The organism is Actinokineospora sp. (assembly GCF_050699995.1).
GTDB lineage: Bacteria > Actinomycetota > Actinomycetes > Mycobacteriales > Pseudonocardiaceae > Actinokineospora.
Window position 1 is genome coordinate 1 of record NZ_JBOHGC010000328.1, and the last position, 26752, is coordinate 26752.

Annotated in this window: 25 protein-coding genes; 10 read left to right on the forward strand and 15 right to left on the reverse strand. The window is 69.4% G+C overall.

What is annotated here, in order from left to right:
* From ACRDSQ_RS16200 to ACRDSQ_RS16210, 3 genes are all read left to right on the forward strand, one after another.
* A partial coding sequence (locus ACRDSQ_RS16200) for a glycosyltransferase family 2 protein (RefSeq protein ID WP_431422077.1) occupies window positions 1-509 on the forward strand: 509 nt, incomplete at its 5' end.
* Window positions 510-561: 52 nt separating this feature from the next.
* Window positions 562-3084, forward strand: coding sequence for a glycosyltransferase (locus ACRDSQ_RS16205; protein ID WP_431422078.1), 2523 nt, complete (start codon window positions 562-564; stop codon window positions 3082-3084).
* The gene (locus ACRDSQ_RS16210; protein ID WP_431422079.1) at window positions 3077-4153 is read left to right on the forward strand and encodes a glycosyltransferase family 4 protein; all 1077 of its coding nucleotides are present in this window, start codon (window positions 3077-3079) and stop codon (window positions 4151-4153) included. Before ACRDSQ_RS16205 ends, ACRDSQ_RS16210 begins: the two co-directional genes overlap by 8 nt.
* A gap of 67 nt (window positions 4154-4220) precedes the next feature.
* Here the strand turns inward: ACRDSQ_RS16210 and rfbD are convergent, their stop codons facing one another.
* Both rfbD and rfbB read right to left on the reverse strand, forming a co-directional pair.
* A complete protein-coding gene (gene rfbD / locus ACRDSQ_RS16215) occupies window positions 4221-5126 on the reverse strand; it encodes a dTDP-4-dehydrorhamnose reductase (RefSeq protein ID WP_431422080.1) in 906 nt (301 codons plus the stop codon).
* Window positions 5127-5128: 2 nt separating this feature from the next.
* Window positions 5129-6106, reverse strand: coding sequence for a dTDP-glucose 4,6-dehydratase (rfbB, locus tag ACRDSQ_RS16220; protein ID WP_431422082.1), 978 nt, complete (start codon window positions 6104-6106; stop codon window positions 5129-5131).
* A 159-nt stretch (window positions 6107-6265) separates the two neighbouring features.
* Here rfbB and ACRDSQ_RS16225 point away from each other — a divergent pair, with 159 nt between their 5' ends.
* The 3 genes from ACRDSQ_RS16225 to ACRDSQ_RS16235 all read left to right on the forward strand — a co-directional run bounded on the left by ACRDSQ_RS16225 (window position 6266) and on the right by ACRDSQ_RS16235 (window position 9842).
* Window positions 6266-7888, forward strand: coding sequence for an LCP family protein (locus ACRDSQ_RS16225; protein ID WP_431422084.1), 1623 nt, complete (start codon window positions 6266-6268; stop codon window positions 7886-7888).
* A 67-nt stretch (window positions 7889-7955) separates the two neighbouring features.
* Complete coding sequence (locus ACRDSQ_RS16230; RefSeq protein WP_431422086.1) at window positions 7956-9143, forward strand: LCP family protein; 1188 nt, start codon at window positions 7956-7958, stop codon at window positions 9141-9143.
* Between the two features lie 15 nt (window positions 9144-9158).
* Window positions 9159-9842 (forward strand): TIGR03089 family protein, encoded by a 684-nt coding sequence (locus ACRDSQ_RS16235; RefSeq protein WP_431422087.1) that lies wholly within the window; start codon window positions 9159-9161, stop codon window positions 9840-9842.
* A 15-nt stretch (window positions 9843-9857) separates the two neighbouring features.
* Here the strand turns inward: ACRDSQ_RS16235 and ACRDSQ_RS16240 are convergent, their stop codons facing one another.
* Window positions 9858-11072, reverse strand: a complete 1215-nt coding sequence (locus tag ACRDSQ_RS16240) for an MFS transporter (protein ID WP_431422113.1) — start codon at window positions 11070-11072, stop codon at window positions 9858-9860.
* A gap of 65 nt (window positions 11073-11137) precedes the next feature.
* On the opposite strand from ACRDSQ_RS16240, the gene ACRDSQ_RS16245 reads away from it, so the two are divergent.
* On the forward strand, window positions 11138-12010 hold the full coding sequence (locus ACRDSQ_RS16245; RefSeq protein WP_431422089.1) for a winged helix-turn-helix transcriptional regulator: 873 nt from the start codon (window positions 11138-11140) through the stop codon (window positions 12008-12010).
* A gap of 34 nt (window positions 12011-12044) precedes the next feature.
* Window positions 12045-12857, forward strand: coding sequence for an SDR family NAD(P)-dependent oxidoreductase (locus tag ACRDSQ_RS16250; RefSeq protein WP_431422091.1), 813 nt, complete (start codon window positions 12045-12047; stop codon window positions 12855-12857).
* Here ACRDSQ_RS16250 and ACRDSQ_RS16255 read toward each other — a convergent pair.
* The 6 genes from ACRDSQ_RS16255 to ACRDSQ_RS16280 form a co-directional block, all read right to left on the reverse strand.
* A complete protein-coding gene (locus tag ACRDSQ_RS16255) occupies window positions 12846-14804 on the reverse strand; it encodes a molybdopterin-dependent oxidoreductase (protein WP_431422093.1) in 1959 nt (652 codons plus the stop codon). The genes ACRDSQ_RS16250 and ACRDSQ_RS16255 overlap by 12 nt on opposite strands.
* Window positions 14805-14881: 77 nt before the next feature.
* Complete coding sequence (locus tag ACRDSQ_RS16260) at window positions 14882-15397, reverse strand: DinB family protein (protein ID WP_431422094.1); 516 nt, start codon at window positions 15395-15397, stop codon at window positions 14882-14884.
* 257 nt (window positions 15398-15654) lie between these two features.
* Entirely contained in the window at window positions 15655-16509 is an 855-nt protein-coding gene (locus ACRDSQ_RS16265) for a helix-turn-helix domain-containing protein (RefSeq protein WP_431422096.1), read from the reverse strand.
* Window positions 16506-17042: a DUF6879 family protein gene (locus ACRDSQ_RS16270; protein WP_431422097.1), complete on the reverse strand. Its 537-nt coding sequence runs from the start codon at window positions 17040-17042 to the stop codon at window positions 16506-16508. Before ACRDSQ_RS16270 ends, ACRDSQ_RS16265 begins: the two co-directional genes overlap by 4 nt.
* The gene (locus ACRDSQ_RS16275; RefSeq protein WP_431422098.1) at window positions 17042-17245 is read right to left on the reverse strand and encodes a hypothetical protein; all 204 of its coding nucleotides are present in this window, start codon (window positions 17243-17245) and stop codon (window positions 17042-17044) included. Before ACRDSQ_RS16275 ends, ACRDSQ_RS16270 begins: the two co-directional genes overlap by 1 nt.
* A gap of 440 nt (window positions 17246-17685) precedes the next feature.
* Entirely contained in the window at window positions 17686-18846 is a 1161-nt protein-coding gene (locus ACRDSQ_RS16280; protein ID WP_431422100.1) for an acyl-CoA dehydrogenase family protein, read from the reverse strand.
* Between the two features lie 118 nt (window positions 18847-18964).
* Here ACRDSQ_RS16280 and ACRDSQ_RS16285 point away from each other — a divergent pair, with 118 nt between their 5' ends.
* A complete protein-coding gene (locus ACRDSQ_RS16285) occupies window positions 18965-20683 on the forward strand; it encodes an acyl-CoA dehydrogenase family protein (protein ID WP_431422101.1) in 1719 nt (572 codons plus the stop codon).
* A 239-nt stretch (window positions 20684-20922) separates the two neighbouring features.
* On the opposite strand, the gene ACRDSQ_RS16290 is transcribed toward ACRDSQ_RS16285, so the two are convergent.
* From ACRDSQ_RS16290 to ACRDSQ_RS16315, 6 genes are all read right to left on the reverse strand, one after another.
* Window positions 20923-21087, reverse strand: coding sequence for a hypothetical protein (locus tag ACRDSQ_RS16290; protein WP_431422103.1), 165 nt, complete (start codon window positions 21085-21087; stop codon window positions 20923-20925).
* A gap of 212 nt (window positions 21088-21299) precedes the next feature.
* The gene (locus ACRDSQ_RS16295) at window positions 21300-21875 is read right to left on the reverse strand and encodes a Uma2 family endonuclease (RefSeq protein WP_431422105.1); all 576 of its coding nucleotides are present in this window, start codon (window positions 21873-21875) and stop codon (window positions 21300-21302) included.
* A gap of 62 nt (window positions 21876-21937) precedes the next feature.
* Window positions 21938-22405 (reverse strand): 5-(carboxyamino)imidazole ribonucleotide mutase, encoded by a 468-nt coding sequence (gene purE / locus ACRDSQ_RS16300; RefSeq protein WP_431422115.1) that lies wholly within the window; start codon window positions 22403-22405, stop codon window positions 21938-21940.
* Between the two features lie 38 nt (window positions 22406-22443).
* Complete coding sequence (locus tag ACRDSQ_RS16305; RefSeq protein WP_431422106.1) at window positions 22444-23616, reverse strand: 5-(carboxyamino)imidazole ribonucleotide synthase; 1173 nt, start codon at window positions 23614-23616, stop codon at window positions 22444-22446.
* 11 nt (window positions 23617-23627) lie between these two features.
* Entirely contained in the window at window positions 23628-24827 is a 1200-nt protein-coding gene (locus tag ACRDSQ_RS16310; RefSeq protein WP_431422108.1) for a glycosyltransferase 87 family protein, read from the reverse strand.
* A gap of 95 nt (window positions 24828-24922) precedes the next feature.
* On the reverse strand, window positions 24923-25615 hold the full coding sequence (locus ACRDSQ_RS16315) for a GGDEF domain-containing protein (RefSeq protein ID WP_431422110.1): 693 nt from the start codon (window positions 25613-25615) through the stop codon (window positions 24923-24925).
* A gap of 319 nt (window positions 25616-25934) precedes the next feature.
* On the opposite strand from ACRDSQ_RS16315, the gene ACRDSQ_RS16320 reads away from it, so the two are divergent.
* Window positions 25935-26752: sigma-70 family RNA polymerase sigma factor (locus ACRDSQ_RS16320; RefSeq protein WP_431422112.1), on the forward strand; the 818-nt coding region annotated here is incomplete at its 3' end.

Consider the following 26752-nt stretch of genomic DNA (forward strand, 5'->3'; position numbering starts at 1 on the left):
GCGCGGACGCGGTCGCCGGTCCGGTCTTCGGCGTCTGCGGCGGCGCCGCGCTGCTCCGAACGGACGCGCTGGCCGCCGTCGGCGGGGTGCCCGGCGACTTCTTCTGCTACTACGAGGACACCGACACCTCGTGGCGGCTGCGGCTGGCGGGCTGGTCGATCGTGCCGGTTGAGGCCGATGTCACCCACCTGCACGGCGCGAGCACCGCGCCCGGCTCGGCCCAGTTCCATCTGTGGAACGAGCGCAATCGCTTGCTCACCCTGTTGCGCTGTGCGCCGATGAGCGTCGCGCTGACCCAGCTCGCTCGGTTCGCCCTGCTCACCGCGGTGCTTCCGACCAGGCGAAACGTCGGCCGGGAGGACAACTTCCGGGTGGGTCTGCGGCTGCGTGTCCTGGGCCAGGTGGCGGCCCGGCTGCCGCGGACGATCGCCGCCCGCCACAAGATCGACACCGACCGCGCCACCCGATCGCGGGTCTGGCGGCACCAGTTCGCCAGTCGGGCGACATGAAGGCACCCCGATAAGGCACCCTGTCCCCAGGAGCAACCAGGGAGGAGACAGCGTGGCGGAGGGGGCCTTGCCCATACTGTCGGTCGTACTCGTCAACTACCGGGGAGCCGACGACACCCTGACCTGCCTGCGGTCGCTGAAGTCGGACCTCGACTATCCAGCCGACCGGCTGCAGATCATCTGCGTGGACAACGCCTCGGGGGACGGCAGCGTCGAGAAGATCCGCGCCGTCGACGGCGTCGAGTTGATCGAGGCTCCGGACAACCTCGGCTTCGCGGGCGGCTGCAACCTCGGGGTCGCCCACGCCAAGGGCTCCGTCCTGGCCTTCCTGAACAACGACGCCCGGCCCGACCCGCAGTGGGCGCGCGCGGCCGTGCGGGTGCTCACCGAGCAGCCCGACGTCGCCGCCGTGGCCAGCAAGGTCCTCGACTGGGACGGCGCGAACATCGACTTCGTCGACGCGGGCCTCACCTGGTTCGGCATGGGCTACAAGCGCCACGCGGGCACGCCCGACGACGGCAGCCACGACGATCCGCGTGACGTCCTGTTCGCCACCGGCTCGGCGATGTTCGTCCGCGCGGGCGTGTACCGCGAACTCGGCGGGTTCGACGAGAGCTTCTTCATGTTCTACGAGGACGTCGACCTCGGCTGGCGGCTGAATCTGCGTGGCTGGCGGGTGCGCTACGAGCCCACGTCGCTGGCCTACCACCGCCACCACGCCGCCATGTCCGAAGTGGACACCAAGGACCAGTCCCGCGAGCTGTACCTGCTGGAGCGCAACGCGTTGGCGGCGCTCTACAAGAACCTCTCCGACGCCACCCTGGCCAAGGCGCTGCCCGGCGCGCTGGCGCTGTCGGTGCGCCGGGCGACCGCGCGCGGCGAGATCGACCCGACCCAGTTGGAGATCACCCGCCGCGGCGAAGGTGACGGCTCCGACACCGTCCCCATCGCCCGGACAGCGCTGGCCGGGATGCTGGCGATCGACCAGTTCGTCGAGATGCTGCCCGCGCTGGCCGCTTCCCGCGCGGTCGAGCAGGCCGCCAGGGTCCGCTCGGACGCCGACCTGGTTCCCCTGATGCGAAAGGCGATGGAGCCCGCGTACCCGCTGCCGCGCTACCTCGCCGCGCACGAGGCGATCGTCGAGGCGTTCGGGCTGGAGCAGGCGTTCGGCGCGCGCAGGCGGATCCTGGTGATCACCGGCGACGCCGTGTCCGAGCGGATGGCGGGCCCGGCGATCCGCGCGTGGAACATGGCCGATGTGCTGTCGGCCGAGCACGAGGTCCGACTGGTCACGGTCAACCCGGTGTGCGCCCCGCCGCCCGCGCCGTTCCCGGTCGTGCAGTCGAAGCGCCGCGACCTGGAGTCGCACGTGGCGTGGGCCGACGTGGTGATCCTGCAGGGCCACGCGATGGAACTGGCGCCGTCGCTGAAGAAACCCGACTCCAGCAAGATCGTCATCTGCGACGTCTACGACCCGATGCACCTGGAGCTGCTGGAGCAGGGCAAGGATGAGATCGCCGAGCAGCGCGAACTCGATCTCGTCGGCGTCACCAAGGTGATGAACAACCAGCTCGACCGCGGCGACTTCTTCATCTGCGCCTCCGAGCGGCAGCGGCACTTCTGGCTGGGCCACCTGCTTGCCCTCGGCAGGCTCACCCCCGCGCTCTACGACAGCGACCCGACGCTGCGTTCGCTGCTCGACGTCGTCCCGTTCGGACTGTCCGGCAAGCCGCCACAGCAGAGCCGGGCGCCGATGAAGGGCGCGATCCCGGGGATCGCCGATGGCGACAAGGTCGTGCTCTGGGCGGGCGGGGTCTACAGCTGGTTCGACCCGCTGACCCTGGTCAGCGCGATCGACGTGCTCGCCCGGCGGCGCCCGGAGGTGCGGCTGATGTTCCTGGGCATGAAGCACCCCAACCCCGAGGTGCCGGAGATGGACATAGGCGCCCGGGTGCGCGCGCTCTCCGGGCAGCTTGACCTGACCGGCAGGCACGTGTTCTTCAACGAGACCTGGGTGCCCTACGAGCAGCGGCAGGACTGGCTGCTCGACGCCGACTGCGGTGTCACCACGCACTACGAGCACGTCGAGACCACGTTCGCTTTCCGCACCAGGGTGCTCGACTACCTGTGGGCGGGCCTGCCGATCGTCACCACCGACGGTGACGCGTTCGCCGACCTGGTGCGACTGGAGAAGCTGGGCGTGGTGGTCCCCGCCGAGGACACCGACGCACTGGCCGACGCCTTGGAGCGGGTGCTCTACGACGCCGAGTTCGCCGCCGCCTGCCAGGACCGGATCGCCGCCGTGCGCGATCGGTTCACCTGGGAGAACGTGCTGGCCCCGCTGACCGCCTTCTGCCGAAACCCGCGTCCGGCGACCGACCGGCTGCCGGGCTCGGAACCCCTGGTGCGCAAACCCGCCCTGGGCGCGGCGGGCACGGTTCGCCGCGACTTGGCCCTGGTCCGCGAGTACCTCGACGGCGGCGGCGCGACCGAGCTGGCCCGCCGGGCGGCGGGCCGGGTCCGCCGGGTCGCCCGTGAGCGCATGGCCGGACGCGGAGGTCGCGGAGATGGCTGACAGACCGATCAGGGTCCTCATCGACGGCACGCCGCTGCTCGGCTCACGCACCGGCATCGGACGCTACACCGCCGCACTGGCCGAGGAACTGGCGTCGTCCCCGGACGTCGACATGCGCGCGGTGGCCTTCACCCTGCGCGGCTGGCGCAAGCTGCGCCACGTCCTGCCCCACGGCTCCCAGGCCCGGGGGATGCCGGTCCCCGCCCGCCTGCTGCGCAAGGCTTGGCTGCGGGGTTCGTTTCCCCCGGTCGAACTGTTCGCCGGACTCACCGATGTCGTGCACGGCACCAACTTCGTCCTCCCGGCGGCCTTCCGCGCGGCGGGCGTGCTCACCATCCACGACCTGGCATTCCTGGACTACCCCGGCGACCTGCCGCCAAGCGACGCCGAACTCCCGGAACTGGTCCAACTCTCCGCACGGCGCGCACACGTCATTTGCACCCCGACCAAGGCAGTCGCCGAACGCGTGGTCGAACGCCTGGGCGTCTCGGACTCGAAGGTGCGCGTCACCCCGCTGGGCGTCGACCCACAGTGGTTCGCCGCCCGACCACCGAACGAGTCCCTGGTCGAACGAGTCGGCCTGCCATCGCAATACCTGCTCTTCGTCGGCGCGGCAGGCCCCCGAAAGGCGTTGAGCTGGCTACTGGACGCCCACGCGGCCACACCGTCACTGCCGCCGCTGGTGTTGGCGGGCCCAGGCCACGCGGTCGGATCGGAGCGAGTCATCTCCACCGGGTATCTGTCCGAAGTGGACCTGCGCGGCGTGGTGGCGGGAGCCAGTGCGCTGGTGCTGCCGTCACGTGACGAGGGTTTCGGCCTCCCGGTGCTGGAAGCCATGGCCTGCGACGTGCCGGTGGTGTGCTCAGACGTCCCCGCACTACGTGAGGTGTCGGGCGGCCACGCCACCTTGGTTCCCTTCGGGGACAAGGAAGCAATGGCAGTAGCCCTCACCGCCGCACTGGAAAACCGACCATCCCCCGCCGTCATGTCAGCCCGCCGCACCCACGCCGCCGCACACACCTGGCGAAGGTGCGCAGAACTGACCATCGCCGCATACCAGTCCACGTAGGCGAGAACCAAGGCGCAAGCCCAGAACCCACGAAACGAAAAGGCACCCAGCAGCCGAATGCGCCCGGCTACTGCTTGAAAGCCGCGGCATTCTCCTTGAACGCCCGCCCCAACGACTCCCGCCACGGCGGCATCGGCGCAAGCCCAGCCGAAACCCACGACGCGGCGGAAAGCACCGAATAGGCAGGCCGCTTGGCCGGAGTCGGATACTCAGCCGTCGTACAGGGCTGAACCCGAGCCGGATCAGCCCCAAGTTCCTCGAACACCGCCCGAGCGAACCCACACCACGTGACCGTGCCCGCCCCCGTGCAGTGCAACACCCGTCCCGCGGGCGCGTCCCCAGCGGCGATCTTGCCTGCCAACTCGACCAGGCCCCGAGCCAGATCCCCGGTCCACGTAGGCGAACCCACCTGATCGTCCACAACGGACAACGTCGCGCGCTGCCCTTCGAGACGAACCATCGTCTTCACGAAGTTGTTGCCGTGCGCCCCGTACACCCACGACGTGCGCACCACCCAAGCCCGCGCCCCGGAGGCCAGCACCGCGTCCTCACCGGCGAGCTTGGTGATCCCGTACACCGACTGCGGCCGCGTCGAACTGTCCACTTCATACGGTTCAGTCCCGTCACCGGGAAAGACATAGTCAGTGGACACATGAATCAACGGCACCCCACGCGAAGTGCAGGCGGCGGCGAGCACCCGAGGGCCGTCGGCGTTGACCGCGACAGCCCGGGCGTGGTCGCTCTCGGCCTTGTCGACCGCCGTGTACGCCGCCGCGTTGATCACCACAGGCTTGCGCCCCTCGGCGCGGGCCCGGTCGGCCAGTTCGGCGACCGCCCGGATGACCCCGCCGGTGCTGGTGACGTCGAGCGTCGCCGAGCCGGGGGCGCTCACGAACACGGAGTCGCTTGCCAGCGCGGCGATCTCGGCGCCAAGCTGCCCGGCCCCGCCGGGCACGAGAAGTTCCAGAGCCACGCTCAGCCTCCGGCCTTCAGCGGTTCCCACCAGCCGCGGTTCTCCGAATACCACCGCACGGTCGCGGCCAGGCCCTCGGCGAACGGAACCCGCGGCTGGTAGCCGAGTTCCTCGGTGATCTTGGTGATGTCGACCGAGTAGCGCCGGTCGTGGGCCTTGCGGTCGATGACCGGCTGCACGAACGAGTCGTCCGCGCCGGTCGCCTCCAGCAGCAGGGCGGTCAGCTCGCGGTTGGTCAGCTCGGTGCCGCCGCCGATGTTGTAGATCTCGCCCGGCCTGCCGCCGCCGGCGACGAGCTGGATGCCGTGGCAGTGGTCGTCGACGTGCAGCCAGTCGCGCACGTTGAGGCCGTCGCCGTAGAGCGGGATCTTCTTGCCGTCCAGCAGGTTTGTGGTGAACAGCGGGATGACCTTCTCGGGGAACTGGTACGGCCCGTAGTTGTTGGAGCACCGGGTGACGCACACCGGCAGCCCATGGGTGCGGAAGTAGGAGCGGGCCAGCAGGTCCGAGGACGCCTTCGACGCCGAGTACGGCGAATTCGGCTCCAGCGGGTGGGTCTCCGGCCAGGAGCCCTCGTCGATCGACCCGTACACCTCGTCGGTGGACACGTGGACGAACCGGCCGACCTCCGCCTCCAGCGCCGCCTGCAGCAGCGTCTGAGTGCCCAGCACGTTGGTGCGGACGAACTCCCCGGACCCGGCGATCGACCGGTCGACATGGGACTCGGCGGCGAAGTGGACGACCAGGTCGACCCCGGCCATCGTCTCGGCGACCAGCTGTTGGTCGCAGATGTCGCCGTGGACGAAGCGTAGCCGGTCACTGTCGGCGACGGGGGCGAGGTTCGCGCGGTTGCCCGCGTAGGTCAGCTTGTCGAGGACGACGACCTCGGCGTCGACCAGTGTCGGGTAGGCCCCGGACAGCGCCTGCCGCACGTAATGCGACCCGATGAATCCGGCACCACCCGTGACCAGCACCCGCATGTCGCTCCCTGTCGCTACGTCGCCCGAACGGTGCCGAGTCTGTCATGAGAAACGGCATGAGCGCCCACTCGTGCGGGTAATCGACGCGAGGGCCAAGAGCCATCCGGGTGGCCTCTGGGTAATCTGAGGATGGACGGGATGGTTTGGGGAGGGCGGCTCGTGACCGAGCGTGCGCAAGGGGGCGTGGAGACCGCGGTGGCGCCTGCCGCCGAGTCCGACGACGCCCAAGCCCCCGGCCCCTGGTTAAGGTTCGGCACGATCGTCGGCCGGACCCTCGCGCTGCTGACCTCGATGGCTGTGCTGGCCGCGATGGGGTACGGCTGGTGGACCATCGGCGACGTCGACGACAACACCGTCACCACCGACGTCATCGCCGAGAAGGTCGGCAACCAGCCCACGCCGCTCGACGGCGCCATCGACATGCTCCTGGTCGGCATGGACAGCCGCACCGACGCCTACGGCAACCCGCTGCCGAAGGAAGTGCTGCAGCTCCTCAACGGCGGCAAGGTCGACGGTGAGCGCAACACCGACACGATGATCCTGGTGCACATCCCGGTCGACGGCAGGCGCGCGATCGCCTTCTCCTTCCCGCGCGACTCCTGGGTGGACATCGGCGAGGGGTTCGGCAAGCACAAGCTCAACTCCGCGTTCGTCTACGCGTACACCGACGCGCGCAAGACGCTGAGCGAGCAAGGGGTCACCGATCCCAAGGAACTGGAGACCAAGGCGACCGTCATCGGCCGCAAGAACCTCATTTCCACCATCGAGCGGCTGGCCGGCAACGCGGTCTCCATCGACCGGTACGCCGAGGTCAACCTCGCGAGCTTCTACGAGGTCACCAAGGCCATCGGCGGCGTCGAGGTGTGCCTGAACAACGCGGTCAGCGAACCCAGGTCCGGGGCCAACTTCGCCGCGGGCCGCCAGGTCATCTCCGGCAAGGAGGCGCTGTCGTTCGTGCGGCAGCGCTACGAGTTGCCCAACGGCGACCTCGACCGGATCGTCCGCCAGCAGGTGTTCCTCGCCGCCCTGGCCGACCGGGTGCTGTCGGCGGACATGCTCACCAACCCGTCGCGGGTGCGCGACCTCCTCGGCGCGGTGCAGCGTTCGGTGGTGCTGTCGAAGAACTGGAACCTGTCGCAGTTCGCCTCGCAGATGCAGGGCCTCAGCGGCGGGAACATCGAGTTCCACACGATCCCCAACCAGGGCCCGGCCAAGATCGGCGGCGCCGACGTCATCAAGGTCGATCCGGCGCAGGTGCACGAGTTCGTCGAGCGGTACACCGGCGGCCCGACCCGGCCGACTTCCGCCAAGCCGACGAAAACCACGATCCCGAGCAGCAGCGACCCGTTCCCGGAGAGCACGTCGGCGGCGCCGTCGTCGGCCAGGGGCGTCATCGTCGACGTGCGCAACGGGTCGAACACCAAGGGCCTGGCCACCGAGGTACTCGACGAGCTGATCGAGCGCGGTTTCTCTCGCGGCCAGGTGGGCGACAACCCGCAGCAGATCGGCTCGGTCATCCGGTACCCGACGGGTGAGCTCGCGACGGCCAAGAGCATCGCGGCGGTGCTGGCGGGTCCATTCGTGTTCGAGGAGGACCGGACGCTGAGCCCCCGCCGCGTGCGGGTCGTGCTCGGCACCAGCTACCAGGTGGGCGACTCGCTCCGGCAGTCGCCGATGCTGCGGCTGCAGCCCACGACGACCGGATCGGCAGGCCCGTCGAGCACACCGGCGACCACACCGCCACCGAAGATCGGGGCAGGCGGCCTCAACTGCGTGAATTAGGGGTCATCACGCTGCGTGCCCGACTAGGCTGTGACCCGGCGCAGGCACGGTCGATGGGGGACACAAAGTGACGGAACGGACACGGCTGCGGCCGTGGCTGGTGGTCGGCAGGACAGCGCTCAGTCTGGTGTCGGTCACGGCGCTGGTGGCGACGGGTCTGGTGTGGTCCCGGGTCGACGCGCTGCAGGAGAGCGTCAACACGACCGACGCGATCGCGGCCGCGGGCGCCGGGCCGGACGCCCCCTCCGCTGACGACGGCGCCAACGACATCCTGGTCGTCGGCAACGACACCCGGACCGACCTCAAGGGCCGTCCACTGTCCGCGCAGGTGCTGCGCGAGTTGCGCACCGAGGCGACGGACACCATCAACACCGACACCCTGATCGTGTTGCGGCTGCCGCGCAACGGCGGCAAGAGCTTCGCCATCTCGATCCCGCGCGACACCTACGTGAAGGTCCCGGACCACCGCGAAGAGAAGATCAACGGCGCGTACGGGGTCATCAAGGCCCGGCACGCGCAGCGCATGGTCGACGCGGGCGAGGGCGACCGGGAGAAGATCGAACGCGAGTCCGACAACGCGGGCCGCACCGCGCTGGTGCAGACCGTGCAGGGCCTCACCGGGGTGCGGATCGACCACTACGTCGAGGTCACCCTCTACGGGTTCTACCTGCTCACCGAGGCCATCGACGGCGTCGACGTCTGCCTGAACCACTCGACGAGCGACCCGGACTCCGGCGCGAACTTCCGCAAAGGCCCGCAGACCGTGCGCGGCGGCGACGCGGTGGCGTTCGTCCGGCAGCGCAAGGGTCTGCCGCGCGGCGACCTCGACCGGATCGTGCGCCAACAGACCTTCCTGGCCGCGGCGATGAACAAGGTGCTCAGCGGCGGCACACTCCGCGACCCCGGCAGGCTCACCGCGCTGGAGGGCGCGGTGGCCAAGACCGTGGTCATGGACCCGGGCCTGCACTTCCTCGACCTGGTGAACCAGGCGCAGGCGCTGGCGTCGGGCGCGGTGGAGTTCGTGACGATCCCGGTGACCGGCGTGGGCGCGCGCAACGACCGGGGGCAGAGCATCATCACCGTCGACCTCGCCGCCGTGCACGCCTACATCAGCGGCCTGGCCACGGCCAACCCGCCGCCCGCCCCCGCGCAGCCCTCGGCCGTCGGTGAGAACCTTGGCGGGGGCCGCCTGCTCGACTTCGGCGCACCCGCACCGCGGCGCACCGCGCCCGCGGCGCCGAACTGCATCGACTGACCGGAGACGTTTCCCGTGAGCCTGACCGACCTTCTGCTGCGCCCGCTGCGTGCCGCCTCGGCGAAGCCGCTGATCACCCACTACGACGACGCGGTGGGCAGTCGGGTCGAGTTGTCGGTGGCGACGGTGACGAACTGGGCGGCGAAGACGGCGAACTGGCTGGTCGAGGAGCACGACGTCGAGCCGGGCACCCCGGTGTCGGTGCGGCTGCCCGCGCACTGGCAGACGGCGGGCATCCTGCTGGGCGCGGGGTGGTGCGGCGCGCACATCACCGACGAGGACCCGGTGGTGACGTTCGTCGCGCCCGGCGAGACCGGGGAAGGTGCGGTCGCGGCGGTGTCGCTGGACCCGATGGGGCGCGACCTGGGCGGGTCGAGCGAGGGGGTGACCGACTTCGTCGGTGAGGCCCGGATGTTCGGCGATGACTACTTCGGATCCACTGTGGACGGATCGACGCCCGCGCTGATGGGGTCCACTGTGGACGAGGTGCTGGCGGCGGCGCGCCGGATCGGCGCCGAATACGGTGCGGGAGCCCGGGTTCTGTGCACGCGGGAGTGGGCGATGCCCGCCGGGCTGCTCGCGGCGCTGGTCGCACCGCTGGCGGTGGGCGGCTCGATCGTCCAGGTCAGCAACGCCGACCCCAGCCGTCTCGCCGCCCACCGCTCAGCCGAGCGGACCACCTTCGACCTGCCCGCCTGACACACCCCCAGCGCGTCAGGCGGGCACCGGCTCGTCGGCCAGCTCGCGCAGGTGACGAACCTTGCTGAACCACAGCAACGCCGGGTCCAGCAAGGTCATTCCGCAGAACACGACCAGCGCGGTGCGCGTGTCGGTCAGGGTGGCGACCACCCCGCCCGCGAGCGCGCCGACCGGGATAGCGCCCCACGAGACAAACCGCACGGTCGCGATGACCCTGGGCAGCAGCTCAGGCGGGCTGGCGACCTGACGGTGGGTCCGGGCGCCGATGCTGAAGACCACCGTTCCCGCGCCGAACCCGATGTTGCCCAGCGCGAAGAGCACCATTCCCCAGACGCCGGCGCCCAGCGGCATCAGCAGAGCCAGCACGGCGCCGCCCGCGGAGCCGGCGATGATCGCCTTGGCGCTGCCCACCCGGCTGATCAGCCACGGGGCGAGCGCGGCGCCGAGCAGGCTACCGACCCCGTCGGCGGCGATGAGCAGACCCACGAGCACCGGTGAGGCCAACAGGTCCCGGACCAGGAACACCGGGATGAGTGCCATCAGCGCGCCGTTGGCGAAGTTGCTCGACGTCGCGGCGAACATGCAGGGCCGCATGACCGGGTGGCCGACCACGAACCGCCAGCCTTCGCGGATCATCGCCGCCATGTCCGGCCGGTCCTCGACGCGCGGGGCGTCCGCCTTGGGCAGACCTCGAAGCAGGACCGCGGAGGTCAGGAAACTGACCGCGTCGATGAGCAGGGTGGGCACGGCGCCGAGCAGTTGGACGACGACCCCGGCCAGGCTGGGTCCGCCGAGGCTGGTGACCGAGTGCGTGCCGGAGACCAGGCTGTTGCGGGCGGTCAGCTCGTCGCGGCTGACGATCGAGGGCAGGAAGGTCGCGCTGCCGACGTCGAAGAGCACGTTGGCCAGACTGATCACCAGGGCGGTCACGATGAGGTGGGTCAGAGTCAGCCGGTCCAGCCACCACGCCACCGGGATCGAGCCGATCGCCACCGCCCGGATCAGGTCCATCGCCACCTGCGTCTCGCGCAACGGCAGGCGCTGCACGATCACCCCCGACGGCAGGCCGATCAGCAGCCACGCCAGGTACGACGCGCCCGTGATGAGGCTGACCTCGAACGCCGAGGCGCCCATCGTGCTCACCGCGACCAGCGGCAGGGCCGCCGTCGTCACCGCCGTGCCCATGTTACTGATCGTCATGGCCGACCAATATCGCCAGAACACCCGCACCCCCAACTAGTGAGTTCCTATTCGGAACGCACTATAGTGGTGCCAGCATCCGCGAAACGAGGGGTATGAAGTACACCGAGCTCTCCGACGCCGACTGCGCGATCGCCCAGGCGCTCAGCGTGGTGGGCGACTGGTGGACGCTCCTTGTCGTGCGCGACATCGCGGGCGGCGTCACCCGGTTCGACGCCTTGCAGCGTGAACTGTCGGTCAGCCGCAAGACGCTGACCGAGCGACTCAAAGCGTTGGTGGAGCACGGAGTCGTCGAGCGGCGGCAGTACTCCCAGCACCCGCCGCGGTTCGAGTACCACCTGTCCGACGCGGGCCTCGGGCTGCTGCCGGTGTTGATCGCCCTGCAGGACTGGGGCACCCGGCACGTCACCGGCGACGGCTCGCTCACCGCGACCACCACACCCACCTCGGCGGAGGCCGCTCGGGTGCACGGCCTGGTGGGCCGCAAGATCCCGGCGCTGACGCTGACGTCGGACCGCGGCGAGCAGGTGGATCCCGCCCGGGGCGGCTGGGCGGTCCTCTACTGCTTCCCGGGCGCCTTCGCGCCCGGCGGCCAGGGCTATCCCCCAGGCTGGGCCGACATACCGGGCGCGACGGGGTGCACCTTGGAATCGACAACGTATCGCGACCGGTTCGCCGACTTCGACCGGATCGGGGCCGCAGTCCACGGTGTGAGCACCCAGCGGCCGGATCAGCTGCGGGCGTTCGCCGAGCACGTCGACCTGCCTTTCGCGCTGCTCTCCGACGAGGACCTGGCATTGGCGGCAGGACTGCGACTGCCCACCTTCCGGGCGGCTGGGGTCGACCGGTTCAAGCGGGCGACGCTCATCGTCGACCCGGCGCGGACCGTGCGGGCGGTCCAGTTTCCGGTGGTCGACCCGGCGGAGTCGGTCGACGAGGCCCTTGCCCAGCTAACTTACTTCAAGTAAGTTACTCGAAAGTAGACAGCTTCGGGAGGCAGCGGTGAGGTCGTTCGCGGGCAAGGTCGCAGTGGTCACCGGCGCGGGTTCCGGCATCGGCCGCGCGCTCGTCGTCGCCCTGGTCGCCGAGGGCGCCAAGGTCGCCGCCTCCGACATCGACGTGGCCGGGCTGGCGGAAACCGCGACTCTGGCGGGCGGCGAGGTTCGCAAGTACAAGCTCGACGTCGCCGACCGCGACGCCATCTATGCCCACGCCGAGCAGGTCGCCGCCGACTTCGGCAAGGTCGACCTGGTCATCAACAACGCGGGCGTGGCGCTGCAGGGCACGGTCGCGCAGATGTCCGACGAGGACATGCACTGGATCATGGACGTCGACTTCTGGGGCGTCGCCCACGGTTCGCGCGCGTTCCTGCCGCACCTGGTCGCCTCGCGCGGGCACCTGGTGAATGTCTCCAGCGTGTTCGGGCTGATCGGCGTGCCGACGCAGAGCGCGTACAACGCGGCGAAGTTCGCGGTGCGCGGCTTCACCGAGGCGCTGCGGCAGGAAATGCGGATCGAGGGGACCAAGGTCGGGGTGTCGTGCGTGCACCCGGGCGGGATCAAGACCAACATCGCCCGCAACGGGCGAGTGTCCAACCCGGACGACGCCGCCGCTTTCGTGAAGGCGCTGGACAAGGTCGCGATGACTTCCCCGGAGCGGGCGGCCCGCACAATCCTCAACGGCGTCAAGCGCGACCGGGCTCGCATCCTCATCGGCGCGGACGCGTACGCGATGGACGCGCTGCCGCGGATCTTCGGCTCGTTCTACCAGCCGCTCGTGCGGATCGTGTCGAACCGGATGATCTCAGGCCGCTGACACGGTGACGGGAACGCCGTTGAGGACGGCGTTCCCGCTCACGTCGAGCACCGCGGGGTCGGTCAGGTCGTTGGCGCTGGCGTCCGCGTAACCATGCGGCAGGCTGACGACGCCGGGCATGATGTCGTCGGTGGCGGTGACCTCGACAGTCACCTCGCCCGCGGCGGACCGGACTGTGACGGAGTCGCCGTCGCTGAGGCCGTGTTCTTTCATGTCGTCGGGGTGCATGAGCAAGTGGTTGCGCGCCTTGCCTTTGGTCAGGCGGGGAATGTCGTTCATCCACGAGTTGTTGGCCCGCAGGTGCCTGCGTCCGATGAGGAGAAGACCGTGCGGCACCGGCATCCTCACGACGTCGCGGGCGGCGTCGGCGAGGAACTCGGGTGCGATCTCGATCTTCTCCAGTCCGCGTGGGGTGAGCGGGCCGAGGTCGATGCCGTGCGGGTGTTTCCTCAGCTTGCCCAGTGAGAGTCGGCGTGATCCGGTGCGCAGCAACAGATCGACGATCCGGGTCGGCGAGAGCCGCAGCAGCTGCGCCTTGAACCACTTGTCCCGGAAGCGTTTCGCGTACCGCAGGCCAAGCTCCCGGAAGATCTCCCAGTCGTGCCGGGCGTTCGCGGGCTTGGGGAACAGCGCGGGCGAGAACTTCGCGGTGTTGCGGACGGCGAGGGCGTGGAAGACCAAGTCATAGTGGTCGCGTTCCAGCGCGGTGGTCGGCGGCAGGATGATGTCAGCGTGCCGGGTGGTTTCGTTGATCTTCGGGTCGATGGCGACCATGAAGTCGAGGGTGGCCAAGGCTTCGCCGAGCTTCTTGCCGTCCGGAGTGGACAGGACCGGGTTGCCCGCGGACACCACCATGGCCCGTATCCCGCCGATCTCCTCGGCGAGCGCGGCCACCGGCAGTTCCCCGGCGAACTCCGACAGTCCCCGTACCGAGCTGCGCCAACGGTCCCGCCCGCCAGGGCTGGTAAGCCGCAGCAAGTCCACGGCGGGCTTGGTGAACATCGCGCCGCCGGGCCGGTCGAGGTTTCCGGTGATCACGTTGAGGACCTGGATCGCCCACTGGCACACCGCGCCATGGGCCTGGGTCGACACACCCGTCCGGCCGTAGGCGACCGCGGTGTCCGCCGCCTGGAAATCCTGCGCCAGCTCGCGGATTCCCCTGACGCCCGTGACGGATTCCGCCCACTCCACGGTGACCGGCTCGACGATGTCCCGAACCTCGTCGAACCCTTCCACTTTCTCCAGCACGACTTTCACCATCGCCAGCAGCATCGCGGCATCGGTGCCCGGCCGGATGAAGTGGTGCTCGTCCGCGATCTTCGCTGTTTCGGTCCGACGCGGGTCGACCACAACCATCCGCCCACCCCGCTCCCGCAACTCCGCCCGGCGGCGGGCGAAGTCGGGCACGGTCATGATGCTTCCGTTGGACACCATCGGGTTCGCACCGATGACCAGGAAGAAGTCGGTGCGGTCGAGGTCCGGGATGGGAATCAGGAACTGGTGCCCGAACATCAGCGACGCGACAAGCTGGTGCGGCAACTGGTCGACCGAGGTGGCGGAGAACCGGTTGCGGGTGCGCAGCAGGGACAGGAACGTCGTGCCGTGGGTCAGGGCGCCAAGGCTGTGCACGGTCGGATTCCCGAGATAAACCCCGACCGCGTTGCGCCCGTGCTCGTTCCTGATGGCGGCCAACCGCTCCACGACCAAGTCGAAGGCGTCTCCCCAAGCGATCTCTTCCCACCCACCGGCCGTCTTCCTGACCGGCGTCCGCAGCCGCTCACCCTCATGAATGTCTTGGAGAGCAACACCTTTAGGACAGATGTGCCCCCGCGACAGCGGGTCAAGCCGGTCACCCTTGATCGAGAGCACCCGCCCGGAGTCCACTTGGAACTCCAGACCGCAGAGCGCCTCACAGAGAGTGCAGCTGCCGAACCTGGTCTCCGTCACACCCCTAGTCTCATCCCCCAGCGCACCCCCGTCCACCCCCGCGCGACTCACTTGCCGGACGGGGCGACTCGCGGGTGTCAGCCCATGCTCTTCTGCCCGTCCAGCGCCTCACGAATGATGTCCGCGTGCCCCGCGTGCTGCGAGGTCTCCGCGATGATGTGCAGCAACACCCGCCGCGCCGACCACCGCGCACCCTGCTCGAACCACGGCGCCTCCGGCAGCGGCTGCGAGGCGTCCAGATCCGGCAGCGACGCGACCAGCTCGTCGGTCTTGCGGGCGACCTCCTGGTACCTCGCCACCTGGTCGGCCAGGGTCTGCCCGTCGACCAACCGGTGCCCGTTCGCCCAGTCCTCGCCCCCACCGGCCATCGCGGCCGGGCCGTCGACCATGAACCGTGCCCACTTCTCCTCGACCTCGGCGACGTGCTTGATCAGCCCACCGAGCGTCAGCTCACTGACCGTGGTCCGCAGCCTGGCCTGCTCTTCGGTGATGTTCTGAACCGTGAACAGCAGGAAGCCCCGGTGCTTGGCCAGCGTCTGCAGCAGGTCCGCGCGCTCGCCGGTCAGGATCGGGGTGGTCTGGGCGGTGGTCATCTCGTTGGCCTTTCCTCGTTTGCCTGTTACTGGAAACGATAGAAGACCTTCCGGACAGGTTCGGTCCTAAGTCTGGGCCGGTTGTGACTGCGTCTGGTTTCGGGGTCCTTTGTCGGCGGTGGGCGCCGTCTTGGCTTGGATGTGCGCTGGATCTGGTTGGAGCCCTCATGGATCTGCGTGTTCCACGCGCCGGCATTCGCTGACCTGCGGGTCGACCCGTGCGGGTCAAGGAGGCGGCCCCGGCGCATCTGGTGCGACTAGGGCCTGTTGCCTGCCGTCCACCGATCGGCGTGGGCGGCCAGCAACGCGCGGGCCTGGTCATCGACGACGGCGAGCGGCCACAGGCGTTCGGTGAGCCGGTTGTACACGGCGACCTGCTCGGCGTCGTCGATGCGCAGTTCGCCGGACACTTGCTCGACGAACACCTCGTCATCGACGATCCAGTACCCATTCGGCAACAGGTGCGGGTACTGGACGTGCATGGGCAGGACGCCGAACCGGACGGCGGGCAGACCGACGGCGCTGTTGAGCCGGTCGATCTGGGCGCGCATCGCGGCGGCGTCGCAGACGGGCATGCCGAGAGCGGACTCGGCGAGCAGGATCTCGATGGTGCGGCCGGGTTCATAGAGGATCTGCTGACGGAGCATCCTCGCCCGGACCGCGTCGTCGATGTCGCCGACCGGGATGTCCAGGAGACTGGCTTGGGTGGCGAAGATGGCACGGGCGTAGTCTGCGGTCTGGAGCAGGCCCGGCACCGCCATGATGTCGACAGCGCGGATCGTGGTGGCCGAGTGTTCCTCGCGGGCGTCCTGTTCCTGCCGGGTGCGGTGGCCTGCACGTAACTGGCGGCGCCACGCCGCGTTCATGATGCGCAACTCGCGGAGCCGATCGCGCATGGTCTCGACGATGTCGCTTGAGCAGTCGAGCGCGGACAGCCAGGTGACGAGATCGTCGTCGGACGGCATCTGTCGCCCGTTCTCGATCTTGCTGACCTTGGATGGTTGCCAGCCGAGTTGGGCGGCGAAGTCCTTCGCGGCGAGTCCGGCGACCTGCCTCAGATGGGCCAGTTGGTCGCCGAACTCGATCCGCCGCTTCTCGAAGGTGGTGCTCACGCGTTCCTCGGTGGTGGATGTTCGCCGCATACCCATTCGGGGAACGGGGTCGCCGCGGCCCATGCCCGCTGTCGGATGGCACGGTAGCGCTCGACGGCGACCGAGTCGGTGATCACCTCGGCTCCGGTGACACCCTTGTCACCGAACTGCATGACCGCCACCAGGTGATCATCGAACATCCAGAAGTCACCACCGAGGTGCAGAGCTGCCGCCCGGTCAGCGTCGATCAGGCGGATGTCTTCTCCCTTCGCGACCGCGGCGGGCGTGAACGACACAAGGAACCGCTGATAGTCAGTCGGCGGATCGGCAATGACCCGGACTCTCTCGAACCGCTTCCCCGCCAGGGTCGCGGCATGAACCCAGTCGTAGAAGTCGGCGATCCACTCCAGGTCGGATGGCTCACCAGCGAGGAACCGGCGCAGCGGCTCCGCCTCGTCGGGCTCGTGGTACTCGTCGCGGGTCTCCAGCCGCCACACCGACCGACGGGAGGCGTCGAACAGCGCTTGAAACCCGGCCCGGTTGACCCAGCCCATCAGCCCTGTGTGAAGTGCTGGACCAGCGCCGCTGGGATCTCCACCGCGGTCTCGTGATCGGGCATGCCACGGCGACGCAGTTCGGCCAGGGCCTCATCATCTGCGATCTTCCAGCCCTGAACGACGTAGGTCCCCCGATCAGTGGCGAACAGGCTCGGGCAGCCGGTCTTGGCGGACTCGGTCGCGAGGTGGATCAGCTTCACGATGGCGTCTCATGGGCGACGAGCAATGTCATGGATTGGGTTGACCCGTGAACAACGGCAGCGTCGCCGCAACCGCGCCTTCGTGCGCGGACCCGCGCGCCTCATACACGCCGCCGCTGCGTCAAAGCACGGTCATACTCGGAGACCGTGCGGAAGCCCGGCACTCGTCAAGGCGAAGGTCATCCCCGAGCCGAAGAAGGACAACCGGCGTCGTCTCCGGTACCAGACGACCGGCAAGGAGGGCACACACCAACCGCGGCACCACTACGCGCGTCCGTAATGCTGGCAGGCGGTGTGTCGATCAAAGAGCTGTCGGAGTACCTCGGGCACCACAACCCAGGGGTTCACACTGTCGATCTACGCGCACATGCTGCCGGACTTTTACGAGCGCGCCAGGCACGTCATCGACGAGAGGCCGTTCCGCCCGCGATCGCCCCGACTCAGCCCTTCAGCAGCTGTCGCGCCATCACCATGCGCTGGATCTGGTTGGTGCCCTCGTAGATCTGCGTGATCTTCGCGTCGCGCATCATGCGTTCGACGGGGAAGTCGCGGGTGTAGCCCGCGCCGCCGAAGAGCTGGACGGCATCGGTGGTGACCGACATGGCGGTGTCCGAGGCGAAGGTCTTGGCGGCGCTCGACGCAAACGAAGCGTCGGGCTCGCCGCGTTCGACCTTGGCGGCGGCGGCGTAGACGAGGTGGCGGGCAGCCTCGATCTTCATCGCCATGTCGGCGATCATGAACTGGACGCCCTGGAATTCGGCGATGGCCTTGCCGAACTGCTTGCGGTCACGCACGTAGGCGATCGACGCGTCCAGTGCGCCCTGGGCGATGCCGAGGGCCTGGGCGCCGATGGAGTGGCGCGTGTGGTCCAGGGTCTTGAACGCCAGCTTGAGGCCCTGACCCGGGTCGCCGATGATCCGGTTCTCCGGGATGGCGCAGTTCTCGAAGTAGATCTCGCGGGTGGGCGAGCCCTTGATGCCGAGCTTGCGCTCCTTCGGCCCCACGACGAAGCCCGGGTCGTCCTTGTGGACCATGAACGCGGAGATGCCGTTGGCCGGGCGGTCGGCGTTCGGGTCGGTGACGGCCATGACCGTGTACCAGCTGGACTCGCCCGCGTTGGTGATCCAGCACTTCGTGCCGTTGAGGACCCAGTGGTCGCCATCGAGGCGTCCGCGGGTGCGCATCGACGCGGTGTCCGAACCCGCCTCGCGCTCCGAGAGGGCGTACGAGGCCATCTCGCCGGCGGCGATCGACGGGAGGACGATCTTCTTGAGCTCCTCGGACCCACCGAGGATCAGGTTCATGGTGCCGAGCTTGTTGACCGCGGGAATCAGCGACGAGGACGCGCACACGCGGGCGACTTCCTCGATGACGATGTTCGTCGCGACCGAGTCCGCGCCCTGGCCGTCGTAGGCCTCCGGGATGTGCGGGGCGGCGAAACCGGCCTTGGTCAGCGCCTTCTGCGCCTCGATCGGGTACCGCTCGTTCTCGTCGACGTCCGCCGCGTGCGGAGCGATCTCCTTCTCGGCCAGGTCGCGCACGGCCTCGCGCAGCGCGTTGTGCTCGTCGCCGAGCTGGTAGAGACCGAAGCCCGCGTCCACGTCTTACCTCCAGGAAATCGTTGAGTCCACGAACGATGTTAGTACGCGTTTACTTGGATGTCCTTGTGTCTTGCCGCACGACTTCCCAACAAAGTTACCACCGGGTAACTTGACCCCTATGACAAGTCTGCTGTTCAACCCCTCGGACTATGACCCGCGACACTTCGACGCGGAGACCCGCAGGTTGCTGCGCGCGACAATCGACTGGTTCGAGCAGCGCGGCAAGCGGACGCTCGTCGAGAAGTACCACGCGAAGGAGTTCCACGCGGACTTCCTTGAGTTCGCCGCCAAGGAGAACCTCTTCGCGACCCTGCTGACCCCGGCGGCCGACGCCAAGGGCGACCCGGACAAGCGCTGGGACACCGCCCGGGTGGCCGCGCTGTCGGAGATCCTGGGCTTCTACGGGTTGTCCTACTGGTACCCGTGGCAGGTGACCATCCTCGGCCTCGGCCCGGTGTGGCAGAGCGCCAACCCGGCCGCCCGCGAGCGCGCCGCCAAGCTGCTCGCCGACGGCGGGGTGTGCGCGTTCGGCCTGTCCGAGAAGGACCACGGCGCCGACATCTACGCCACCGACATGGTCCTCACCCCGGACGGCGAGGGCGGCTACCGGGCCACCGGCGGCAAGTACTACATCGGCAATGGCAACGTCGCTGGTGTCGTCTCCGTGTTCGGCCGCATCGAGGGCGTCGAAGGTCCGGACGCCTACGTGTTCTTCGTCGCCGACAGCAGACACGAGAACTACCACCTGGTGAAGAATGTCGTGCCGTCGCAGATCTTCGTCTCCGAGTTCCGGCTCGAGGACTACCCGGTGACGGCCGACGACATCCTGCACACCGGCCCGGCCGCGTTCGACGCCGCGCTGAACACGGTCAACGTCGGCAAGTTCAACCTGTGCTTCGGCGGCATCGGCATCGCCGAGCACGCGTTCTACGAGGCCATCACGCACGCGCACAACCGGATCCTCTACGGCCACCCGGTGACCGACTTCCCGCACGTCAAGGCCCAGTTCGTCGACGCGTACGCCCGCCTCGTCGGGTCGAAGCTGTTCTGCGACCGCGCGGTCGACTACTTCCGCTCGGCGAACCCGGACGACCGCCGCTACCTGCTGTTCAACCCGGTCACCAAGATGAAGGCGACGACCGAGGCGGAGAAGATCATCGCGCTGCTGACCGAGGTGGTCGCGGCGAAGAGCTTCGAGGCGGACAGCTACCTGACGGTCGCGGCGACCGACATCCGCGGGCTGCCGAAGCTCGAGGGCACCGTCGCGGTGAACCTGGCGCTGATCCTGAAATTCATGCCGAACTACCTGTTCGCGCCCACCGAGTACCCGCCGGTCCCGACCCGCCACGACGCCGCGGACGACGAGTTCCTGTTCCGCCAGGGCCCGGCCCGCGGCCTGGGCAAGGTCCAGTTCCACGACTGGCGCGAGGCGTACCGGACGTTCGTGCACGTGCCCAACGTCGAGCGGTTCGCCCTACAGGCCGAGGGCCTCGCGGAGCTGCTGATGACCGCGCCGCCGTCGGCCGAGCAGCAGAAGGACCTGGACTTCCTGCTGACCCTGGGCGAGCTGTTCACGCTGGTCGTCTACGGGCAGCTGATCCTGGAGCAGGCCGAGCTGACCGGGGTGGACCCGCTGGTGCTCGACCAGATCTTCGACACCTTCGTGCGGGACTTCTCCGGCTACGCCGTGGCCCTGCACGGCAAGCCGTCGACGACGCTGCCGCAGCAGCAGTGGGCGGTCGGCCAGATCCGCAAGCCGGTCGTCGACGCCGAGCGCTTCGCCCACGTCTGGTCGCAGGTGGAGAGCCTGTCCGGCGCGTACGAGATGCGGCCGTAGCGAACGTGCCGACGCGGCCTTGCGCACCCCCAGGCGCGGAAGGCCGCGGTGGCCCCGTCGGTCAGGCTCGCTGACGTCGACGGTGGACCGCGGCGGCTCCGGCCGCGACCAGCGCGCCCGCGCCGAGGGCGAGCAGTGGCCGGGTCGCACGTCGCGAACTGTGCCCGCGTACTTGATGAAGATCTGGTCGGCGCTGTGGCCGACGATCTGGTCCTTGACGATGTGCAAAGCGGACGAGGTCAGGTAGGTGCCGCCTCGCACGCCGCGCTCAGGGTGATCTTGGAACCGGGCTTGCCCGTGTCCGTGCCCACCGTCAGCTTCGGCTCGGACTGCGCGACGGCGGTCAGCGGGGTGAGCGTGATGGCGGTGCAGGCGAGCAGGATCGAGAGGGCGGCGCGGACCATGGCTGACTTCCGATCAGGGCGTGCGGGAACCGCCGCGGTGCCCGCGGCTTCGGTTGCGTTGGTGACTTCGCCAAGGTCACGCGCACACCGGTTTCCGGTTGCCCTCGATTTCGCAAGTTGCTCCGTGCGGGGCATTTCGCCGCCGCACGGACAACGTCCGCGCCACACGCGCGTCTTGATACGTCCTAGATGGGAGCGGGCGGGGCCACCGCTCAGGTCAGGTCGGCGAGGTCGACAGAAAGGTCGAAGGGATCAGTGACCACCAGCGCGCCGGTATCCACACCCGCCACCGCGTAGGTTCTCGTCGTCGGATCGAGCCGATACCGGAAGACGGTGAGTTTCTGCTCGTCCGTTTCGGCACTCTCGACCCGCCAGAAATACGGGATCGCGGATGCGGCGTACTCGGCAGGCTTGTCGGTCTGGTCGGTCGTGACTGATCCAGGGGACATGATCTCGACGACCAGCAGGCAATGCTGGGGACGCAAAACGGCATCGTCCGGGAGCGCCCGGTCGTAGACGACGATGTCGGGACGTCGGTTCAACAGGGGGACATCGCGCAATCGAAGATCGATGTCGGTATCGACTGCGAAACGCATGCCGCAAACCTCTTCGAGCACATTTGCCAGGCGGCGGGCGGCTCGCTGGTGCGGGCGACGTGGGGCGGCGTTCACGACAATGGCTCCATCGATGACCTCGATACGGCGACAGACCTCTTCTGGCAGCGCCTCATAGTCCGCCGCGCTGAGCCCCTCGGGGCGTAAGACCATCCAGTCAGGCAGCGCCGTCACCGTCGACCTCCTCCCGCGTCGTCACGACAAGGGTAGCCGGTCCTCCTCCGACGACACACGGCTTAGATCGACGCGCGCAGGGCGGCGTCCTTCTCCAGGACCAGCTTCTCCAGGTCCGCTTGGAACGTCGCGATCCGCTGCTGCAGCGCCGGGTCGGCCGCGGCCAGGATGCGCACGGCCAGCAGGCCCGCGTTGCGGGCGCCCGCGACCGACACAGTCGCGACCGGGATACCCGCGGGCATCTGCACGATCGAGAGCAGCGAGTCCATCCCGTCGAGGTACTTCAGCGGCACGGGCACCCCGATGACCGGCAGGACCGTGGCGGACGCGACCATCCCCGGAAGGTGGGCCGCGCCGCCCGCGCCGGCGATGATCGTGCGCAGGCCGCGCTCCGCGGCGGAGTGGGCGTAGTCGAGCATCCGCTGCGGGGTGCGGTGCGCGGAGACGACGCTGACCTCGTAGGGCACGTCGAACTCGGCGAGCGCCTCGGCGGCGAGCTTCATCACCGGCCAGTCCGAGTCGCTGCCCATGATGACGCCGACCAAGGGGGTGGAAGACACATTCACTCCTAGTGGATCTCGTACCCGTCGAGCCATTCGCCGTGCGAGAGCCAGTGCGCGGCCAGGTTGGCGCGCGTGCGCACGTCCTCCATCGACTCGCCGAGCATCGTCACGTGGCCGATCTTGCGGCCCGGGCGCTCCTGCTTGCCGTAGTAGTGCACGTGCGCGTCGCGGTATCGCGCGAAGAGGTGGTGCAGGCGTTCGTCGGCGCCCATGGCCGGGGCTTGCGGCGCGCCCAGGACGTTGACCATGACGACGGCGGGCGCGAGCGGGTCGGTGTCGCCCAGCGGGTAGTCGAGGACCGCGCGCAGGTGCTGCTCGAACTGCGAGGTGCGGGCGCCCTCGATGGTCCAGTGGCCCGAGTTGTGCGGGCGCATGGCCAACTCGTTGACGACGATCCCGGCGTCGGTCTCGAACAGCTCGACGGCCAGCACACCGACCACGTCGAGCTCGGTGGCGATCCGCAGCGCGAGGTCCTGCGCGGCGAGCGCGTCGGCCTCGGTCAGCTCGGGGGCGGGGGCGAGCACCTCGACGCAGATGCCGTCGACCTGCACGGTCTCGACCAGCGGCCAGCAGGCGCCCTGGCCGAACGGCGAGCGGGCGACCAGCGCGGCCAGCTCGCGGCGCAGGACGACCCGCTCCTCGACCAGCAGCGGCGTGCCCGCGGCGAGCAGGTCCGGGACCAGCGCGGCGGCGTCGGCATCGGAGTCGAGCATCCACACGCCCCGGCCGTCGTAGCCGCCGCGGGCGGCCTTGAGGACGCAGGGGGTGCCGAACTTGACCACGTCCTCGACCGAGGTGACCTCGGCGAACGCGGGGATCGGCAGGCCCAGCTCGGCGAGCTTGTGCCGCATGACGAGCTTGTCCTGGGCGTGCACGAGCGCGTCCGGGCCGGGGCGCACGGTGACGCCGTCGGCGATCAGCGCGCGCAGGTGCTCGGTCGGCACGTGCTCGTGGTCGAAGGTGAGCACGTCACAGCCCTGAGCGAAGGAGCGCAGGGCGTCGAGGTCGGTGTGGTGGCCCAGCGTGACGTTGGGGGACACCAGGGGCGCGGGCTCATCGGCGGAGACCGCCAGGACGTGCAGCGACTGGCCGAGCGCGACGGCCGCCTGATGGGTCATCCGGGCCAACTGCCCGCCGCCCACCATCCCGACGACGGGGAAACCGGTACGTGAGTCCACGACCGAGAACCCTAACGCCGTACGTGTCTGATCAGGACAATCGCCCCCGCCACGAGGGGGACCAGCAGGTAGGCGCTGCCGACGACGTACTCCAGCGGGGTCCACTCGAACTCGATCGCCTTGCCGTTGCGCATGGCCAGCAGCACGCAGCTGGCGAAGACCAGCACGACCGAGCCCACGTCCGCCGCCTCACGCCAGGTGGGCGCGCGGTCGGGCAGCCGGGAGAGCAGGAACACGACGAGCGGCACGACCCACACCCAGTGGTGCGACCACGACACCGGGCTCACCAGCAGCCCGAGGAACGCGGTGACCAGCAGCGCGGGCAGGGCGCGGTTCTGCGAGTGCAGCCTGCGCACCCACACCAGGCAGGGGATGGCCAGCAGCGCGCCGATCGGCAGCGCCACCCGCAGCGTCCAGTCGGCGTTGTCGGTCAGCCGCAGAAGGAGGCCATTGATCGACTGGTTGCCCGCCCAGTAGATCGGCCCGATGCGCTGCGGGTCGCGCACGGCGTTGCCCCAGAACTGGAACACGTCGTGCGGGACGAGGACGAACATCAAGCCCTGCAACAGGAAGAAGGTCACGACCGCACGGACGGCGTCGGCTTTGCGGCCGATCGCGATCAGGTGCGGCACGAAGATCAGCGGGGTCAGCTTGATCGCCGCCGCGACCCCGATCAGGACGCCGCCGAACCGGTTGCTCTTGGCGCCCACGACGAGAATGTCGACCACGACCAGCGCCATGAGGACGAGGTTGATCTGACCAAGAAACACGGTGCGCCACACGGGTTCGATGCCCAGCAGCACGATCCCGAGCACGGCGGTGGCGCGGGCCGGGTCCATCCACTGTGGACGGTTGGGCAGCGCTTCGACGGAAAGCTTGACGACCCACGCCATCCCCATGATCGACACCGCGCCGAGCAACCCCCAGGCGACCTGGGTGGGCACCAGCGCCAACGGCACGAACATGAGCGTCGCGGTCGGCGGGTACGTGAACGGCAACCGCGCCCACGACGGTTCGTCGCTGAGGAAGGGCAGGTCGTAGAGCGGTTCGCCGTGCAGCAGGGCGACGGCGCCGGACCGGTAGACCGCGTTGTCGACCCCGAGATGCCAGCCGAGCAGCCACCCGACGACGCCCGCGACCACACACACGATGGGGAAGATCGACACCGCTGCGGCTGATCGCGGCCGGACGTCCAAGGCAGAGGCGGTCACGGCGACAGCAAATCATGGCGGCGATCAAGACCCGCGCACCGCATGGATCAGTGGTCGCCCCGGTCACACCCAACCCACCACCACGACTCGCGGGGTCAGGCGCGGCGGACGGCGTGGATGAGGGCTTGGGCGGCGTCCTCGGAGCACGGGAGGCGTTCGACGCGGACTTCGGCGCGGCGGGCGGCGCGGAGGTCGGGGTCCACGGCCAGGCGGTCCGCGATCTGCGTGCGGGCCTCGAAGGTGCGTTTGGGCAACGCCCCATCGCGTTCGGCGAGGACCACCGCGACTGACGGGCCGATCACGGCCAACGTCTCACCACCGTCGAAGACCGACCGCAGGACGTCACCCACGAGGATCATCGCCATCAGCCGCGGCCAGCCCGCGACCTCCGTCAAATCCAGGGTGACCACGAGCAGCACGTACCGGTCGGCCGGGTGGAAGCCCTTGCGCCTGCCCAGCCGGTACAGCTCGCCCAGCCGCACCCGCAGGTACTCCTGCGTGGCAGGCCCGGTCAGCGACTCGCCCGCCTCGACGCCGCGCAGGTCGCCGAGGGTGGCGTCGGCCCAGGCCACCGCCACGGCACGCAAGAGCCTGCTGGGGGTGGCGTCGGGGTCGGGGGCGACCAGGCCGCCGACCTCCGCCGGGTTGGTCACCACGGCGTGTAAGGCGGCCAGGTCGGTGAGGGTTTCCTCGAGCCCGGCACCCGAGCGGGCGCGGGCCCTGCCCAGTTCGGCGAGGGCGCCCGCGACCTCCGCCTCGGTCACGACACTCGCGCAGACCTCGTCCACCTCCGGCACTCCCCAGTCGTTCGGGAACCTCCACCCGGCGGCGAGACTGGCGGTGCGCCAGCGCGCCCGCAGGACCCTGAGCCGGCGGTCCGTACCGTCCGCGTCGCCACGGTGCCACCGTGAACCCGCTTCTCGTACCGCCACGCTGAGAGTCCCTTCTTCGGTGGTCCACGAAAGAAACGCAACCGACAGCGTTCCGTGACGCCATTCCGGGGAATCGGGGGCCCTCCCCCGCGTGAGTGAGGAGGTGACGGTTCCCTACTCATCCGTCACACTTGGTCGCGATGCTGTTCGCGCGCAGTGCGAATTAGGGAGGACCGTGTCGACCGTCCCGGCTGAACTCGACGGCCCGAGCGACGCCGAACTGATCGATTCGGTCCGCACCGGGACCGTTTCGGCCTACGGATCGCTCTATGAGCGGCACGTCGGCGCGGCGCGCAACCTCGCCCGTCAGCTGGCCCGGTCCTCCGCCGAAGCCGACGACCTCGTCTCCGAGGCGTTCGCCAAGGTCCTCGACACGCTGCGCCAGGGCCGCGGCCCCGACTCGGCCTTCCGCGCCTACCTGCTGACCGCCCTGCGCCACACCGCCTACGACAAGACCCGGCGCGACAAGAAAGTCGAGCTGTCCGACGACGTCAGCCAGGTCAGCGGGGTCAACCCGGACTCGGTGAGCGTCCCGTTCACCGACACCGCGGTCGCCGGGCTCGAACGCAGCCTCGCCGCGCAGGCCTTCTCGATGCTGCCCGAGCGCTGGCAGGCCGTGCTGTGGCACACCGAGATCGAAGGCCAGTCGCCCGCCCAGGTCGCCCCGCTGCTCGGGCTCACCGCCAACGGCGTGTCCGCGCTCGCCTACCGCGCCCGCGAGGGCCTGCGCCAGGCCTACCTGCAGGTCCACCTGGCCGAGACCACCGCCGACCGCTGCCGCTCCACCGCCGACCGGCTCGGCTCGTGGGTGCGCGGCGGACTGTCCAAGCGGGAGACCGCGCAGGTCGAGGCCCACCTCGACGAGTGCGAACGCTGCCGGACGCTGGCCGCCGAACTGTCCGACATCAACACCGGCCTGCGCGTCAACGTCGCCCCGCTCGTGCTGGGCTTGGGCGCCACGGCGGGCTACCTGGCCGCCGCGAAGGCCGCGGC